Here is a 14,780-nt window from a genome sequence, read left to right as displayed (position 1 = left end):
TGGTAGACAGTGTCTATGAACAGCGAGCAAGAGGCAGGGCTGCGCGCCCGCCTGATCGAGACCGGGGTCGAACTCGTGTCCGCCGAAGGCGCCCAGGCCCTGACCCTGCGTGAGATCGCCCGGCGGGCCGGGGTCTCCCACGGAGCCCCCCGCCGCTATTTCCCCACACACCTGGAGTTGCTGTCCGCCATCGCGCGCCGGGGTTTCACCGACCTCGGAGCCCGGGCGGCGGAGTCGGTCGCGGGCGAGGCCTCGTCTCCCCGCGCCCAGCTCACGACGCTGGGACGGGTCTACCTGGACTTCGCGCTGACCAACCGCGGAATGTACGAGCTGATGTTCCGTCACGATCTGCTGGAGAGCGGCCGGCTCGGACTCCGCGAGACGAGTCTGCCGCTGTTCGGCGCACTGGTGGAACTGGTCGGGCAGGTACGGCCCGAGGCCGACGCGCAGGTCGTCGCGGGCGCCTTGTGGGCGAACCTGCACGGAATCGCCCAGCTGTGGAGCTTCGGCAGCCTCCAACTCACCACGGGCACCGATGACTTCGTACCCCTGCTGCATGCGGCGCTGGACGCGCACCTGGGGCCCGAGCCCCGATGAACTCACGCTTCCATCGTCGGCTCACGCTCGCGAGCAGTGTCACCGGTGCCGTGGCGGTCGCCCTGGACGGAACCGTGCTCACCGTCGCGCAGCCCACCCTGCAACGCGATCTGCACGCCACGTTCGCGCAGGTCCAGTGGACGAGCACCGGATATCTCATCGCGGTCGCGAGCCTGTTGGTGTTCGCGGGCCGGCTCGGCGACCGCTACGGGCACCAACAGGTCTTCGCCGTGGGGATCCTGGGGTTCGGCGCGACCTCGGCGGGGATCGGTTTCGCGCCCGGGATCGGCTGGGTGATCGGACTGCGGGTCGCGCAGGGCGTGTTCGGCGCGCTGCTGCAACCCGCCACGCTGGGGATGCTGCGCGCCGCGTACCCCGCCGACCGGCTCGGGATGCCCATCGCGCTGCGCACGAGTGCCATCGGGCTCGCGGCCGCGGCCGGTCCGGTGGTCGGCGGGGCGCTGGTGACCGCTCTGGGCTGGCGCGCCGTCTTCTTCCTCAACGTCGTGCCCGCGCTGGTCATGGGCGTACTGGCGCTCACCGTCCGGGGCCCGGCCCGGAGCAGGGCGGCCTCGGGCGGGCTCGACGTGCCGGGGGCCTGTCTGCTAGCGGTCGCGCTGGTGAGTCTGGTGCACACGCTGGTCGGGATACCGGAGACCGGCTGGACGACTGCGTCCACGCTCGGTCTGGCAGTGGTCATGGCCGCGGGAGCCGCCTTCGTACGTCACGAGCGCCGCACCGCGAGCCCGTTGGTGCCCTACGACGTGCTCGGCTCCGCGACCGTCGGCGCGGCGCTCGGCATTCTGGTGGCCGGGTCGGCGGCGATGCTGGGCTCGTTGTTCGTCGGCAGCTACTACCTCCAGGAGGTCCTGGACCTGGACCCGTTGCAGACCAGTCTGCGGGCGCTGCCCGGGGCCGTGATGATGGTGGTGGGCGCGCCGGTCGCGGCCGTGCTGCTGCGCCGGCAGGGTGCGCGCCGGACGACGCTGGGCGGGATGATCGCCCTGACTTCGGGTGTCCTGCTGCTCTCCCGGCTCGACCGGGCCTCGACGGCCGTGTCGATCGGCGGCGGGTTCCTGCTGCTCGGCGCCGGTTTCGGGACGGTGATGGTGACCGCGACGGCCGTTCTGGTACGACAGGCCTCGGCGGAGTCGGCCGGTGTCACGGGCGGACTCCAGCAGACGGCGATGAATGTGGGACCGACGCTCGGCGTCGCGACCGCGACCCTGCTGATGGCCCTCGGGACCGGTGTCGCCATGGGCCCACCGCTGACGGCACTCGGGGCCGTGTCCGCGCTCGGCGTCGTGCTCGCGCTGAGGCTACCGGGGTCACCGGGATCCTCGGGGCGCATTGGTCAGGAGTCCATCAACAAGTACGGGGCAGGCGACGGTTCATGAATCCGTACGAGACCATGAGGCGAGTTGGTCCAAGAGCCGCAGCCCGGAGGAGAACCATGGGACACCTGCGACAGGAGGCCGAGCCGCGCGAGGCCGGCCTCGATCCGAAGGCGCTGGCCCGCCTCGATCAGCATTTCAACCACCTCGTCGACGACGGAAGACTCCCCGGGTACCTCGTGTCCGTGTCCCGGCACGGCCGCGTCGCCCATCTCACCGCCTACGGCTGCCGTGACCGGGCGGCCGGGCTCCCCGTCGAGACCGACACCGTGTGGCGGATGTACTCGATGACCAAACCGGTCACCTCGGTCGCCGCGCTGATGCTCCTCGAAGAGGGCCGCCTCCGGCTCGACGACCCCGTCGGCGACTTCCTCCCGGCCTTCGCCGACCCCCTGGTGTACGTGGACGGATCCGGCGCGGACACCAGGACCCGCCCGGCCGCACAACCCATCCTGATCCGGCACCTGTTGACGCAGACAGCGGGCCTGACCTTCGGCTTCTACCACTCGCATCCCGTGGACGCGCTGTACCGGGACGCCGGTCTTGAGTCGTCCGTGCCGACGGGCGCGGATCTGGCCGAGACCTGCGAGGCGTACGCCGGGCTGCCGCTCCAGTTCGAGCCGGGCACCCAGTGGAACTACTCGGTCGCCACCAATGTCCTCAGCCGCGTCATCGAGGTGGTCTCCGGCCAGGACCTCGACGAGTTCCTGGCCGAGCGGATCTTCGCACCGCTCGGTATGAAGGACGCCGGATTCTGCGTCACGGACGAGCAGGACGGCCGGCTGGCCGAGTTGTACGGCGAGGACGACGAGGGCGGGATCACCCCGATCGCCGGGCTGCCCCTGCACGGCCGCCCCCGCTGCGTGTCCGGGAGCGGCGGCATGGTGGCCACCGCCCACGACTACCACCGCTTCATGGAACTGCTCCGCCTGCGCGGGACACTCGACGGCACCCGCCTGCTGAAGCCCGGGACCGTGGACCTGATGGCGTCCAACCACCTCCCCGGCAACGCCGACCGCCGCACCTTCGGCAGCCCGGTCCACCAGGAGCCCGGCAACGCGGGCCTCGGCTTCGGCCTCGGCGTCTCCGTCGTGGTGGACCCGGAGATCACCCAGTCCCCGGCGGGGCAGGGAGCGTACGGCTGGAGCGGAGTGGCCGGTACGACGTTCTGGATCGACCCGGCCAACGACCTGACCGTGCAGTTCCTGACCCAGGTCCGCCCCACCTCCTCCCACTCGGTCTTCCGCGAGCTGAAGCGGCTGGTGCACGAGGCGATCCTCGACTGACCCCGGTCACCCGGTCCGCAGCGTGAAGTCCACTCCGTCCCGGGCCAGTTCGGTGAGCCACTCCTCCGACCGCTCCGCCGTCTCCGCGGCGCGGCTCAGCCCTGGCGGGAGCGAGCCGTCGAGGATGTGGCGGACACCGAGGGCGAGCGTGCGGGAGACACAGCGGGCCATGGCGCTCTCCTCGGCGGTGCCCTCCAGGTCGAGGAGGTAACGCCCCGACCAGTCCTCCCCCGAGCCCGAACCCGTTCCGCCGCGCACCTCCAGCGAAACGGCGAGTACGACCCGGTCACGGTCGGCCTCGGTGGTCGGGTAGGCCCTCGCCAACTCCTGTGCGAGGGCCGCGATGCGCCGGTCGTCGCCCGCCTTCAGCTCCTCGAACACCGCGTCCCAGGCCTGCAGCCAGCCCTCGAGACGGAGGGTACCGCGGACGAAGGCCGCCGGTTTCCAGGCCTCCGGAAGCCCGTACTGGTCGAGGAAGGGAACGCTGTCGCGGTTGGGGTAGACCTCGAAGGTCTCGCCGTCGATCACATGGGTGCGGGTCGCCTCCCAGGGGCGGACGGCCGTCGTCACCGCGCCGTCCTCGACGTAGCGGGCGGGCGAGCGCAGGGCGCCCAGGACGCCCGCCGGTGCCCAGCTGAAGCGGTACTTGAAGTCGTTGGGCACGGCAGGGATGCCGCCGCAGTACGAGGTGAGGCTGTACGAGGCGGCCGACTCGGCGCCGATCGCCGCCTGGGCACGGGCGATCAGACTGTGTGCGAAGAGGTGGTCGATGCCCGGGTCGAGCCCGCACTCGGTCAGCACCACGACACCCGCCGCCGTGGCCTCGGGCACCTGCTCCAGGACCGCGGCGGACACATAGCTGGAGCAGGCGAAGTGGGCGCCGCGTTCGACGCAGGCGGCGAGCAGCGGGGCGTGTTCGGGCGCGGGCAGCATGGAGACGACGACGTCTCCGGAGGCGAGTTCGGCGGTGAGCGCGGGAAGCGTGTACGCGCGGGGTTCGGCGCGCCCGGTCAAGTCCAGGGCGGCCAGGGCGCTTGCGGCGCGTTCCTCGGTGCGATGCCACAGTCGTACGCGGTCGGCGGCGTCGCACGTCGCGGCGAGACCGCTTCCGGTGGACAGGCCCGCACCGATCCAGTGCACGGTGCCGCTCGCGGCCGTCGCCTCAGGCATCGCGGAACTCCCCTTCTGTTGCGCCGAGTTCACGGCAGGCTTGACGGAACCGGTCGAGACCGCGGCCCCATGCCCCGCCGGTCTCGAACTCCAGGAGCAGCGGCAGCAGCTCCGCCGAGAAGTCGACGCTCGCCTCGCGCGGCAGCAGGGAGGGCAGGTTGTCGATGGCGATCAGATCGAGGGCGGGCCGGTCGCGCAGCCGGCGGACGGGCTCCGTCCAGTCCGTGGTGGTGTCGTAGACCGGCAGTACGTTCATCGGCGACCCGACATCGCAGGTGACGTCACACAGGGTGCGGAGCCGGCGGCCGGGCTCGTCGAGGTCCTTGTCGGTGAGGAAGGGCGGGACCGGCCTGGTGGTCAGCACGGTGTTGACCATCAACTCGTGTTCCAGCAAGGCGTGCCGGTCCAGATCGCGGGTCTCGGCAAGGTCCCAGCAGGTGGGCTCGACTTCGGCCACCTGCAGGGCGACCCGGGCGCCTCGGCCGCTGCGGCCCAGGGCGCCGATCACCAGTGCCTTCAACTCCGCGCCGTCTCCGGCGAGTTCCGCGTCCAGCTCTTCCTTGGACGTCGGCCGAAGCGGGGCCCGGAGCCTGCCCCGGTGGTGCAGTACGGCGAGGGCGGCACCGAGATATCCGGCCCAGTAGCCGAAGGCGGCGAGCCTGCGCCCGTCGTCGTCCACCAGGTATTCGAGGTCGAGCAGGGCTCCGCCGCCCGCGAGGAATCTGCGCAGCAGGGTCTCGGCTCCGGGCTGCTGCTTGTAGGCATGCCCGAAGAAGACGTGGCGGTGTGTCAGTGCGGCTGGCTCGTCGGGGAGTTCCTTGAGTCCGAGGACGACCGCGTCAGACGGGGCCGAGACCCAGGATCCGGTCCGGGCGACACGGCAGCCGGCCGCCTCGTACGCCTCGATCGGGAAGACCCGCTGCGGTGACTCCTCGACGGTGAGTGTCACGCCGCTCTCGACGAGCCGTCGGGCGTCAGCGGGCACGACGGGCGTGCGCCGCTCGGTCGTACGGGTCTCGTGACGGAGCCACAAGTGGAGGGAGTTCATACGCAGTTGATCTCCGGGCGCAGTGCGTCGGCGGCGAAGCGTTCGGCGCTGAGGGGGCTGATGTCGACGAAGGGTACGCGGCCGAGATATAGATCGCGGACCACCTCGCCGACCGCCGGTCCCTGCAGGAATCCGTGGCCGGAGAACCCTGTCGCGTACAGGAACCGCGTACACGAATCCGCTTCGCCGATCAGCGCGTTGTGGTCCGGTGTCATCTCGTACAGGCCCGCCCAGCCGCCCGTCCTGCGCAGGTCGAGCAGGGCGGGGGCGCGCCGCTCCATGGCCTCGCACAGGCGCGGGACCCAGCGGTCGTGGGTGTCGGTGGAGAAGCCGGGGGTCTCGTCGGGGTCGGACATGCCGAGGAGGAGACCGGGGCCCTCGGTGTGGAAGTAGAGGCTGCTCGTGAAGTCGATGGTCATGGGGAGGTCCGGCGGCAGTCCGGGGACGGGCTCGGTGACCGCGATCTGGCGGCGCAGGGGCTCCACGGGAAGGTCCACGCCCACCATCGCGCCGATGGCCCGCGACCAGGCACCGGCCGCGCAGACGACCGTGTCGGTCTCGATCCGGCCCCGGCTGGTGACCACCGCCGTGATCTCGTCGCCGCGCAGTTCGACGCCGGTGACCTCGCAGTGCCGCAGTACGGTCGCGCCGTGCCGACGGGCCCCGGCGGCGTAGCCCTGGACGACGGATTCGGGCGTGCAGTGCCCGTCGTCCGGTGAGAAGGCCGCCGCGAGCAGCCCGTCGGTGCTGATCAGGGGTGAGAGCCGGTGCGCCTCGGCCGGTTCGATCATGCGGCTGGGCACGCCGAGGGAGTTCTGCAGCCGGACGCCGGCCTCGAAGGACGCGATCTCTTCGGGTGTGGAGAGCAGGAAGAGATAGCCGACCCGGTGCAGTCCGATGTCCTGGCCCGGATCCTCGCCGAAGCGGCCGAACGCCTCCAGGCTCCGGGCGCCCAGCTGGATGTTGAGCTCGTCGGAGAACTGCGCCCGGACCCCGCCCGCGGCCCGCGAGGTCGACCCGGAGGCCAGTTCGTCGCGCTCGACGAGCACCACGTCGGGTACGCCCGCGCGCGCCAGGTGGCAGGCGATGCTGGTGCCCATCACCCCGCCGCCGATGACGACGACCCGCGCCGTCCGGTTCACCGGCGGGACTCCTTGGCGCGGGCCGCGTCGATGACGGCCCAGGCCGCGGCGGCGTCCTGGATGCCGAGCCCGACGCTGTTGTAGTACACGATGTCGTCGTGGTGCCCCCGGCCCGGGTGCGTGCCGGTGAGCACGCCGCCGAGCGGAATCAGGTCCTCCTGGGCGAGCCGCCCGGCCCGCAGCGCGTCGACGAGCGGACCGGCGTGCTCCGCCGCCGTCTCCGGGTCGTCGACGACCACCGCAGCGGCCCGGCGTACGACCTCCGCGTCGACCTCGCTCCTGCTGGGCTCGAAGGAACCGACGCTGACGACCGTGCATCCCGGCGCCAGCCACTCGCCCCGTACGACGGGCGTGCTGCTGAGGGTGCAGGCCGCGACCATCGGCAGCCCGGCGACGGCTTCCTCGGCCGTTTCGACCGCCTTGACGGCGACACCGAGTTCGGCCGCGAGGCGCTGCGCCGCGTGCGCCCGGCGACCCGGGTCCGGACTCCACAGCCGTACGGACCCCAGCTCCCGTACCCGCGCGACGGCCCGCACATGGGCGAGGGCCTGCGTACCGGAACCGAGGACGCCGAGCTCCGCACTGTCGGCGTTCGCCAGCGCGTCGAAGGCGACGGCGCTCGCCGCTGCCGTGCGCAGGGTCGTGACCGCCGTGCCGTCCATGACGGCGGCGAGCTGCCCGGTGACCGGGTCGAGCGCGTTGATCACCGCGTGGACGGTCGGCAGCCCGGCCGCCGCGTTGCCCGGGTTGACGCTGCCGATCTTGGCGACGGCCCCGGTGGCCGCGGACAGCCGGGCGAGGTACGCGAAGACGACGCTGTCGTCGAAGCGGCTGGGGTGCATGATCTTCCCCGGCAGCTCCGCGGTGCCCTCGCCGAGCGCGGTGAAGGCCGCGCGCTGCGAGGCGATCGCCGTATCGGTGTCGAGCAGCTCCCGCACCTGCTCGCGCGACAGATACAGCGGACCCGCGTCGTCAGAGCCGTCGGCGTCGTCTTCTCTCATTCCTCAGTGATAGCCGTCTTTGCCGATCCGCAAAAGATCGCGGTCGCCCAAGGGGGATCCGTTGAGGGGGGATCCGCCCAGGTGGGCTCCGTCCAAGTGGGGGAGGTGGTGGTCCATGCGCTCCCGCTTGGTCAGCAGATAGCTGAGGTTCTCCTCGCACGGCGGGATCAGCAGGGGGACCTGTTCGGCGACCTTGATGCCGTGGCGCAGCAGCGCCTCGCGCTTGCGCGGGTTGTTCGACATCAGCCGCACGGACCGTACGCCGAGGTCGTGCAGGATCTCCGCCGCCACCCGGTAGTCGCGGGCGTCCACCGGCAGGCCCTGGGCGAGGTTCGCCTCGACGGTGTCCATACCCTCCGACTGGAGCTTCATCGCGCGGAGCTTGGCGAGCAGGCCTATGCCGCGGCCCTCGTGGCCCCGGAGGTAGACGAGGATGCCGCGCCCCTCCGCCACGATGGCGCGCAGCGCGGCGGCGAGCTGGTCGCCGCATTCGCAGTGCATGGACCCGAAGGCGTCCCCGGTCAGGCACTCCGAATGGAGACGGGTGAGCGTGTCCCCTTCCCCGATGTCGGCCAAGTCCCCGTACACCAGGGCCACTTGTTCCTCTCCCCGGTCGTGGTCCAGGTAACCGACTGCGTGGAAAGCGCCGTACACAGTGGGCAATGGGGCAATCACGACGCGTTCGACACCTGTGAGGTGGGCATTCCCGCCGAGTACTCCAAAGTTATCTGTCATGATCTGATTCCTAAGCAGAGTCGAAAGGCCGTGAAAACATGAGTGGTTCGGGAACGCGCTCGACGGTATCCGGTCTGTTGCCGGTTGACACCACCGAAGACGTACGGGCGCGGGGGGCGGATGTGTCACGGCAGGTCGCCGTGCTTCCGGTCGGAAGCTTCGAACAGCACGGTGCGTTCCTGCCGTTGGCGACGGACACGCTCGTCGCGTGTGCCATCGCGCGGGAGGTCGCCGCCGCGTATCCGGTCCATCTCCTTCCTCCGGTGACGATCTCCTGCTCGCACGAGCACGCCGCGTGGCCGGGGACCGTCAGCATCTCTTCCGTCACGCTCCACGCGGTGGTCAGGGACATCGCCGATTCGCTGCGCCGGTCCGGCGTCGACACACTGGTGGTGGTCAACGGACACGGCGGAAACTACGTACTGGGCAATGTGGTTCAGGAATCCGCGGGCAGCGGTACGCGGATGGCGCTTTTCCCGGCCATGGAGGACTGGGACGCTGCGAGGGAACGGGCCGGAGTACAGACCTCGCTGCTCAGTGATATGCACGCGGGGGAAATAGAGACCTCCATTCTTCTGCACGCCCATCCTGAATTGGTCAAGGCCGGTTACGAGACTTCCGATTTCCTCGCGGACGACCGGCGTCATCTGCTCACCCTCGGTATGTCCGCCTATACCGAGTCCGGTGTCATCGGCCGTCCCTCGATGGCCAGCGCCGAGAAGGGGAAGGAACTGCTCGCCGGGCTGACCGAGGCGTTCGCGGCGTATTTCTCCCTGGTGACGTCGAAGACGCTGCCTTTGGAGACCGGGAGTTCGGAGACCGGGAGTTCGGAGACCGGAAGTCGCGAGGCCGGGAGTCGCAGGACCGGCACTTCGGAGAGCTGAGCTTCGGAGATCTGAACTCCGGAGAGCTGAACCTCGGCGGTCGCTGATCGTCGGCATTGTTCGTGCCCTCCTGCGCTCTCCTCGCGGGGGCGCCGGAGCGCCGCCGCCCACCGGACGACCAGGACGGCGACACCGGGCAGGCTCGCTGCGAAGCTGAGCACGCCGTAGACCACGGCGACGGTGAGGCCCATGCTCGCGCCGAGCCCCGCGGCACCGAACGCCCAGGCGGTGACGCCCTCACGCGGGCCCCAGCCGCCGACGTTCAGGGGCAGCCCCATGGCGATCAGGGCCAGCAGCGCCAACGGCAGCAACTCGGCGGCGGACGCGGTGGATCCGGCGACGCGGGCGGCGAGCAGGAACATGGCCAGGTGACCGGCCAGCACCACGACCGATGAGAGCGCCAGGCCGGGCCAGCTTCCCCGGGCGAGCAGGGCGCCGCGCGCTTCGACGAGCGCGGCGCGGACGGCGCCGTACCGCTGGGAGCGGCTGGGCGTACGCACCCGGCGCACCGCGCCGACGGTCACGACTCCGCACACCGAGACGATCGCCAGGACCAGGGCGAAGTGGCGGGTCTCCGCGAGCACCGGGGACGGCTGGGTGAGCAGCACCACCACTCCGACCGCCGCCAACACCGCCTGGCCCGCGGTCCGTTCCAGGACCACCGCCCTTACGCCGCGGCCGACGTCCCCGGCGCTCTGGCCGTGCCGTACGGCGCGGTGCACATCGCCGAGGATCCCGCCGGGCAGCGCCGCGTTGAGGAACAGCGCCCGGTAGTAGTCCGCGACGGCCGGCACCAGCGGCAGCCGGATCTGCAGCCCGCGCGCCACCAGGCACCAACGCCAGGCGCTGAACACGGTGGTGAGCAGCCCGAGCCCGAGCGCCGCGAGCAGCGCCACTCCGTCGACCCGCCGCAGCCCGTCCAGGAAGACACCGGTGCCGAGCCGCCAGAGGAGCACCCCGAGAATCGCGGCACCGGCGACGGTGCCGAGGTGGGTGCGGATCCGGCGGGAGTTGCCGCGGGCGCGCTTCGGACTCGTGTTCACGTCCGCCCCCGCGCTCACAGCGACCCACCCGTCGGCCGGGGCAGCGCCAGCACATCGCTGTGGTGGACGATCACGCGCAGTTCGCCCGCGGCGGCCGCCGCCACCCGAGACCGCAGATACGTCTCTGCGTGGGCGGTGAGTTCGGGTCGCTCCTCGCAGGCCGCGCCGACCCAGCCGCGCAGCCACTCCTGGGTGAGCGCGGCGGTGTCGGGGCCGAGCCGCCAGGGGCTCGGGTGGGTGCGGACCGTCGCGCCGTAGCGGGCGAAGGCCTCGCAGGCGGCCGTGATGGCTTCGGGACCGAGCAGGTCACCGCGGCGCTGGTGGGCGTTGAAAGCCTCGGCGAACTCGGCGTCGAGCGGTTCGGCCGGGGTGAGTTCGACGCGGCCGACGACGGAGAGCGTCAGCAGGGCCGGCACTCCGGCGCCCGCGCAGGCCGCCGCGAGGCGGTCGATCTCGTCACCGGTGAGCACGTCGAGCAGCGCGGAGGCCGTCACAAGGGAGGCCCCGGCCAGGGCGTCCGCGGTGAGCCGGCCGATGTCACCGCGCTGCGTGGTGACGGTGACCCGGCTGCCGTCGGCGGCCGCGCGGGGCGCGCCCACGGTCGCGAAGTGGAGCAGATAGGGGTCCCGGTCGTGCAGGATCCAGTGCTGGCCGCCGTCGAGCCGGGGCGCGAGCCAGCGGCCCATGGACCCGGTGCCACAGCCGAGGTCGTGAATCACCAGGTCGTCGCCGCGTCCGGGCCGGTTCGCGAGACGGATACGCAGCGGGTCGAGCAGCTCGGACGCCCGCGCGGCGGCATCGGCGCCTTCGCGCAACTGCAGCCACTGGGGCGCGTATCGAGGCACGTCATCGGCGCCGACCGCGTCGACGCGCTCCCCTGGCAGACCTGCCCGAACCTCCGGCTCGGGCACGCCCGGCACCCCTGACGGACTGGTAGCGGTACTCATGCCGCCCTCCTGGGTTCCCGCGGCAGCCGTCCAAGGACGCCGGCCAGGCTCCGAGCCGTGGTGGCCCAGCCGTTCAGCGCGGCGCGTCGGCCGCGGGCGGCCGCCTTCAGACGGCGGCGCACGTCGGCCTCGCCGAACCAGCCGCGCAGTTCCGAGGCGAGAGCCGCCGGATCCTCCGGTGGTACGAGGATGCCGGGCACCCCGCCGTCGGGTGCGCGTCCGACGGCCTCGGGCAGGCCGCCGACGTCGGTCGCAAGGACCGGGATGCCGCGCGCGAGCGCCTCGGTGACGGCCATGCCGTAGGTCTCGGCGTAGGAGGTGAGGACCATCAGGTCCGCCGCGGCGTAGCTGGCGTCGAGTTGGGCGCCCGCCTGCGGTCCGGCCAGGTGCAGCCGGTTGCCGACGCCGTACTTCTCGATGAGGGCGCGGATCTGGGCGACGTACGCCGGGTCCTGGGCGAGTCCGCCGACGAGGACGCAGCTCCAGGGCAGGTCGGTGACGCTCGCGAGGGCCTCGACCAGCCGGTGCTGTCCCTTGCGCGGGGTGACCGCGGCGACGCAGAGCAGCCGCGAGACCCCGTCGGTGCCGGAGGCGATCGGCGCGATGTCGGCGCCGGGCTCGGCGACATGGACCCGGTCGGGGGCGAGCCCGTGGTGGGCCACGAGCCGGCGCACCGCCCAGTCACTGGTGGCGACGACGGCGGACACGGCCCGCAGCGTCGTACGTTCCTTGGCGTCCAGTTCGGCCGCCACGGCGGGAGCGAGTCCGGTCTCGTCGCCGAGCGGCAGGTGCACGAGGACGGTGAGGGCGAGCCGTTCGGCCTCGGGGACGATGATCTCGGGGACGCCGCAGGCGACGAGCCCGTCGAGCAGGACGGTCGTGCCGTCCGGCAGCTCCCGCAGCGTGCGGGCGAGTTCGGTGCGGGCGGCGGCTCCGGGGCTGGGCCACTCGCCCGCGACGGCGTGCCGGTGGACCTGCCAGCCGAAGCCGGGCAGGTCCAGGCAGAGCCTGCGGTCGTAGGCGTTGCCGCCGCTCGGCGCGGCCGGGTCGTCGACGCCGCCCGGCATGACGAAGTGCACGGAGCGCAGGGACATGGGGATGATCTCGGCCTTCTTGAGAGCCGCGTTCTGCACCGGCACGTAGTTCAGGGAGGGCTGGTTCCCGTTCACGGCTGCCTGGTCGATGGTCGTGTCGGTCACAGCGCACGCTCGTAACTCGCCCAGGCGATGTGCGACTCGTGCAGGGTGACGGTGATGCCCGCGAGTCCTTGGGCGCCCTCGCCGAGCGCCCCCGCGTGCACGCGGTCGGCGAGGCGGTCGGCGATGACCTTGGCCAGGAACTCCGTCGAGGTGTTGGTGCCCTTGAAGACCGGTTCGTTGTCGAGGTTGCGGTAGTTCAGGTCGCTGACGACAGCGCCGAGTTCCTGGGTGGCCAGCCCGATGTCGACGACGATGTTGTCGTCGTCCAGCTCGGCGCGGCGAAAGGTGGCGTCCACCAGGAACGTCGCCCCGTGCAGGCGCTGCGCGGGGCCGAAGACCTCGCCACGGAAGCTGTGGGCGATCATCAGGTGATCGCGGACGGTGATGCTGAACAACGGACGACCCTCCAGGTGCGGTGCGTCTGATCCCCTGCCGGGACCGTGCCGTGTAGTACGGCTGGTCCGTACTCCTTGTTCAGCCGCCCGTTTCCCTTTTTTCGGAGGTCAGGCAGCTTGTTACGGGCTCAAACCCCGTCGTAGACCACGCGGTGACACAAGGCGGGTATCGAACCGGAGGCCAATTTGCCCATCGCGTCGGGCAGTTCCTCGAATCGGCACTCGCCCGTGACAAGCGCGTCGAAGGCGGGGTCGGCGAGCAGGTCGAGGGCGAGCGCGAACCGGTCGGCGTACGTGCGGCCCGCTCGCCGCGCGGGGGAAAGGGAACCCACCTGGCTGCTGCGGACCGTCAGGCGCCGTGAGTGGAAGGCCTCCCCCAGCGGCAGGCTGATCCGCCGGTCGCCGTACCAGCTGAGTTCGATCACGGTGCCTTCGGGGGCGAGGAGTTCCAGCGCCCGCGCGAGCCCGGCCTCGGTGGCGCTGGCGTGCACGACGAGGTCGAGGTCGCCGGCCGCGTCCTCGGGCAGCGCGAAGTCGACGCCGAGTGCCCGCGCGATGTCACCGCGTGCCGGATCGGCGTCGACGAGCTGGACCCGTACGCCCGGGAACCGCGCGAGAAGCGCGGCGACGGAGCAGCCGACCATGCCGCCGCCGACCACGGCGATCCGGTCGCCGATCATTGGCGCGGCGTCCCAGAGGGCGTTCACCGCGGTCTCCACGGTCCCGGCGAGCACGGCGCGCGAGGCCGGCACGGAATCGGGGACGACGGTCACGGCGCTCGCGGGGACGACGTACCGCGTCTGGTGCGGATACAGGCAGAAGACGGTCCGGCCGAGCAGCGCCGCGGGCCCCTCCTCCACCCGGCCGACATTGAGATAGCCGTACTTCACGGGTGCCGGGAAGTCGCCGTCCTGGAACGGTGCGCGCATCGCGGTGTGCTGGTTCTCCGGTACGCCGCCACGGAAGACGAGGGTCTCGGTGCCCCGGCTCACTCCGGAGTAGAGCGTGCGTACTAGCACCTCGTCCTCGGCGGGTTCCGGCAGGGCTGTTTCCCGTATCTCGGCGTGTCCTGGCGAGTTGATCCAGAAGGCTCGGGCTGTGAGTTCCATGAGGGTCTCCTGAACGATCCGGCAGATCTTCACGTACGGAGCGGTGACAAGCCGCGCACTGTACGCGGCGTTGATCGACTCTGTCATACGGCCGGAGGACTAGCGGTGGCCCTGAACAACACATACGACCTGAGGCTCCCCCAGCAGGAGACCATCGTGGGAGCGGGTGTGCAGCTCCTGGTGCTGGCCTTCCTGGGCTCGGCGATCGGCATGGGCCCTGCGGGCTGGCTGACGGGCCTCGCCTTCGCGATCGCCACCTGGGCGGTGCTGAACCGCGCCCTGCGCCGCACACAGCCCCGGTCCTTCGGCCCGGCCAACCGCGTCACCCTCGGCCGGGCCATCCTCGTCGGCGGCGTCACCGCCCTGGTCGCGGACTCCTTCCAGAGCTCGCCGCCGGTCACGCTCCTCGTCGGTCTGACGGCGGTCGCCCTGATCCTCGACGGCGTCGACGGCAAGGTCGCCCGCCGCACCGGCACGTCCTCCGCGCTGGGCGCCCGCTTCGACATGGAGGTCGACGCGTTCCTGATCCTGGTGCTGAGCGTGTACGTCTCCATGTCGCTGGGCCCGTGGGTGCTGCTGATCGGCACGATGCGCTACGCCTTCGTGGCGGCGGCCCGGGTGGCGCCGTGGCTGAACGCCCCGCTGCCCCCGAGCATGGCCCGCAAGACGGTGGCCGCGCTGCAGGGGATCGTGCTGCTCGTCGCGGGCGCCGGGGTCCTGCCGTACGAGGTGACCGCCGGGACGGTGCTGCTGGCGCTCGCGTCACTGGTGTGGTCGTTCGGCCGCGACATCAGCTGGCTGCGGCGCGCCGCGGCCTGATCGGGGCCGGT

The 14,780-nt window shown here is 71.6% G+C and carries 14 protein-coding genes and 1 pseudogene; 5 read left to right on the top strand and 10 right to left on the bottom strand.

All coding sequences use genetic code 11. From position 1 onward, the window contains the following. Window positions 1-15 precede the first annotated feature (15 nt). The 3 genes from OG219_RS39760 to OG219_RS39750 are packed head-to-tail and all read left to right on the top strand — an operon-like array spanning window position 16 to window position 3,277. Window positions 16-597 (top strand): TetR/AcrR family transcriptional regulator, encoded by a 582-nt coding sequence (locus OG219_RS39760; RefSeq protein WP_266835002.1) that lies wholly within the window; start codon window positions 16-18, stop codon window positions 595-597. Beyond that, the gene (locus OG219_RS39755) at window positions 594-1,994 is read left to right on the top strand and encodes an MFS transporter (RefSeq protein WP_266835000.1); all 1,401 of its coding nucleotides are present in this window, start codon (window positions 594-596) and stop codon (window positions 1,992-1,994) included. The genes OG219_RS39760 and OG219_RS39755 overlap by 4 nt, the downstream gene beginning before the upstream one ends. 56 nt (window positions 1,995-2,050) lie before the next feature. Beyond that, window positions 2,051-3,277 carry a serine hydrolase gene (locus OG219_RS39750; protein WP_266834998.1) on the top strand — a complete coding sequence of 409 codons (1,227 nt, stop codon included), beginning with the start codon at window positions 2,051-2,053 and terminating at the stop codon, window positions 3,275-3,277. Window positions 3,278-3,283: 6 nt separating this feature from the next. Here the strand turns inward: OG219_RS39750 and OG219_RS39745 are convergent, their stop codons facing one another. Genes OG219_RS39745 through ribA form a run of 5 tightly spaced genes read right to left on the bottom strand, consistent with a single transcriptional unit; the run spans window position 3,284 to window position 8,373 of the window. Continuing rightward, window positions 3,284-4,447 carry a saccharopine dehydrogenase family protein gene (locus OG219_RS39745; protein WP_266834996.1) on the bottom strand — a complete coding sequence of 388 codons (1,164 nt, stop codon included), beginning with the start codon at window positions 4,445-4,447 and terminating at the stop codon, window positions 3,284-3,286. Further along, window positions 4,440-5,495 carry a saccharopine dehydrogenase gene (locus tag OG219_RS39740; protein ID WP_266834994.1) on the bottom strand — a complete coding sequence of 352 codons (1,056 nt, stop codon included), beginning with the start codon at window positions 5,493-5,495 and terminating at the stop codon, window positions 4,440-4,442. The genes OG219_RS39745 and OG219_RS39740 overlap by 8 nt, the downstream gene beginning before the upstream one ends. Further along, window positions 5,492-6,637 carry an FAD-binding oxidoreductase gene (locus OG219_RS39735; protein ID WP_266834992.1) on the bottom strand — a complete coding sequence of 382 codons (1,146 nt, stop codon included), beginning with the start codon at window positions 6,635-6,637 and terminating at the stop codon, window positions 5,492-5,494. Before OG219_RS39735 ends, OG219_RS39740 begins: the two co-directional genes overlap by 4 nt. Next, window positions 6,634-7,638 carry an ornithine cyclodeaminase family protein gene (locus tag OG219_RS39730; RefSeq protein ID WP_266834990.1) on the bottom strand — a complete coding sequence of 335 codons (1,005 nt, stop codon included), beginning with the start codon at window positions 7,636-7,638 and terminating at the stop codon, window positions 6,634-6,636. Before OG219_RS39730 ends, OG219_RS39735 begins: the two co-directional genes overlap by 4 nt. A gap of 3 nt (window positions 7,639-7,641) precedes the next feature. After that, window positions 7,642-8,373 carry a GTP cyclohydrolase II gene (gene ribA, locus OG219_RS39725; RefSeq protein ID WP_266834988.1) on the bottom strand — a complete coding sequence of 244 codons (732 nt, stop codon included), beginning with the start codon at window positions 8,371-8,373 and terminating at the stop codon, window positions 7,642-7,644. A gap of 38 nt (window positions 8,374-8,411) precedes the next feature. Between ribA and OG219_RS39720 the strand changes: the two genes are divergently transcribed. Next, the gene (locus OG219_RS39720; RefSeq protein ID WP_323183326.1) at window positions 8,412-9,257 is read left to right on the top strand and encodes a creatininase family protein; all 846 of its coding nucleotides are present in this window, start codon (window positions 8,412-8,414) and stop codon (window positions 9,255-9,257) included. A gap of 197 nt (window positions 9,258-9,454) precedes the next feature. Here OG219_RS39720 and OG219_RS48190 read toward each other — a convergent pair. The 5 genes and pseudogenes from OG219_RS48190 to OG219_RS39695 form a co-directional block, all read right to left on the bottom strand. Further along, window positions 9,455-10,213: pseudogene (locus tag OG219_RS48190) on the bottom strand (lysylphosphatidylglycerol synthase transmembrane domain-containing protein); the annotation flags it as partial. 101 nt (window positions 10,214-10,314) lie between these two features. Beyond that, a complete protein-coding gene (locus OG219_RS39710) occupies window positions 10,315-11,247 on the bottom strand; it encodes a class I SAM-dependent methyltransferase (protein WP_266834984.1) in 933 nt (310 codons plus the stop codon). Further along, the gene (locus OG219_RS39705; RefSeq protein WP_266834982.1) at window positions 11,244-12,446 is read right to left on the bottom strand and encodes a glycosyltransferase family 4 protein; all 1,203 of its coding nucleotides are present in this window, start codon (window positions 12,444-12,446) and stop codon (window positions 11,244-11,246) included. The genes OG219_RS39710 and OG219_RS39705 overlap by 4 nt, the downstream gene beginning before the upstream one ends. Next, window positions 12,443-12,841, bottom strand: coding sequence for a 6-carboxytetrahydropterin synthase (locus OG219_RS39700; protein WP_266473132.1), 399 nt, complete (start codon window positions 12,839-12,841; stop codon window positions 12,443-12,445). The genes OG219_RS39705 and OG219_RS39700 overlap by 4 nt, the downstream gene beginning before the upstream one ends. Before the next feature lie 128 nt (window positions 12,842-12,969). Next, the gene (locus OG219_RS39695) at window positions 12,970-13,950 is read right to left on the bottom strand and encodes a zinc-binding alcohol dehydrogenase (RefSeq protein ID WP_266834980.1); all 981 of its coding nucleotides are present in this window, start codon (window positions 13,948-13,950) and stop codon (window positions 12,970-12,972) included. Window positions 13,951-14,055: 105 nt separating this feature from the next. Here OG219_RS39695 and OG219_RS39690 point away from each other — a divergent pair, with 105 nt between their 5' ends. Then, a complete protein-coding gene (locus OG219_RS39690; RefSeq protein WP_266834978.1) occupies window positions 14,056-14,769 on the top strand; it encodes a CDP-alcohol phosphatidyltransferase family protein in 714 nt (237 codons plus the stop codon). Window positions 14,770-14,780 lie beyond the last annotated feature (11 nt).

It is taken from the genome of Streptomyces sp. NBC_00038, assembly GCF_026343635.1.
Lineage (GTDB): Bacteria > Actinomycetota > Actinomycetes > Streptomycetales > Streptomycetaceae > Streptomyces.
The sequence above is the reverse complement of the archived record's forward strand: the minus strand, read 5'-3'. Positions and strand labels throughout refer to the sequence as shown.

What these genes read in the sequence shown, in the direction of transcription:
- OG219_RS39710 (WP_266834984.1), bottom strand. Translation starts at nt 11,247, where the DNA reads ATGAGTACCGCTACCAGTCCGTCAGGGGTGCCGGGCGTGCCCGAGCCG.
- OG219_RS39745 (WP_266834996.1), bottom strand. Translation starts at nt 4,447, where the DNA reads ATGCCTGAGGCGACGGCCGCGAGCGGCACCGTGCACTGGATCGGTGCG.
- OG219_RS39695 (WP_266834980.1), bottom strand. Translation starts at nt 13,950, where the DNA reads ATGGAACTCACAGCCCGAGCCTTCTGGATCAACTCGCCAGGACACGCC.
- OG219_RS39750 (WP_266834998.1), top strand. Translation starts at nt 2,051, where the DNA reads ATGGGACACCTGCGACAGGAGGCCGAGCCGCGCGAGGCCGGCCTCGAT.
- OG219_RS39740 (WP_266834994.1), bottom strand. Translation starts at nt 5,495, where the DNA reads ATGAACTCCCTCCACTTGTGGCTCCGTCACGAGACCCGTACGACCGAG.
- OG219_RS39760 (WP_266835002.1), top strand. Translation starts at nt 16, where the DNA reads ATGAACAGCGAGCAAGAGGCAGGGCTGCGCGCCCGCCTGATCGAGACC.
- OG219_RS39730 (WP_266834990.1), bottom strand. Translation starts at nt 7,638, where the DNA reads ATGAGAGAAGACGACGCCGACGGCTCTGACGACGCGGGTCCGCTGTAT.
- OG219_RS39755 (WP_266835000.1), top strand. Translation starts at nt 594, where the DNA reads ATGAACTCACGCTTCCATCGTCGGCTCACGCTCGCGAGCAGTGTCACC.
- ribA (WP_266834988.1), bottom strand. Translation starts at nt 8,373, where the DNA reads ATGACAGATAACTTTGGAGTACTCGGCGGGAATGCCCACCTCACAGGT.
- OG219_RS39720 (WP_323183326.1), top strand. Translation starts at nt 8,412, where the DNA reads ATGAGTGGTTCGGGAACGCGCTCGACGGTATCCGGTCTGTTGCCGGTT.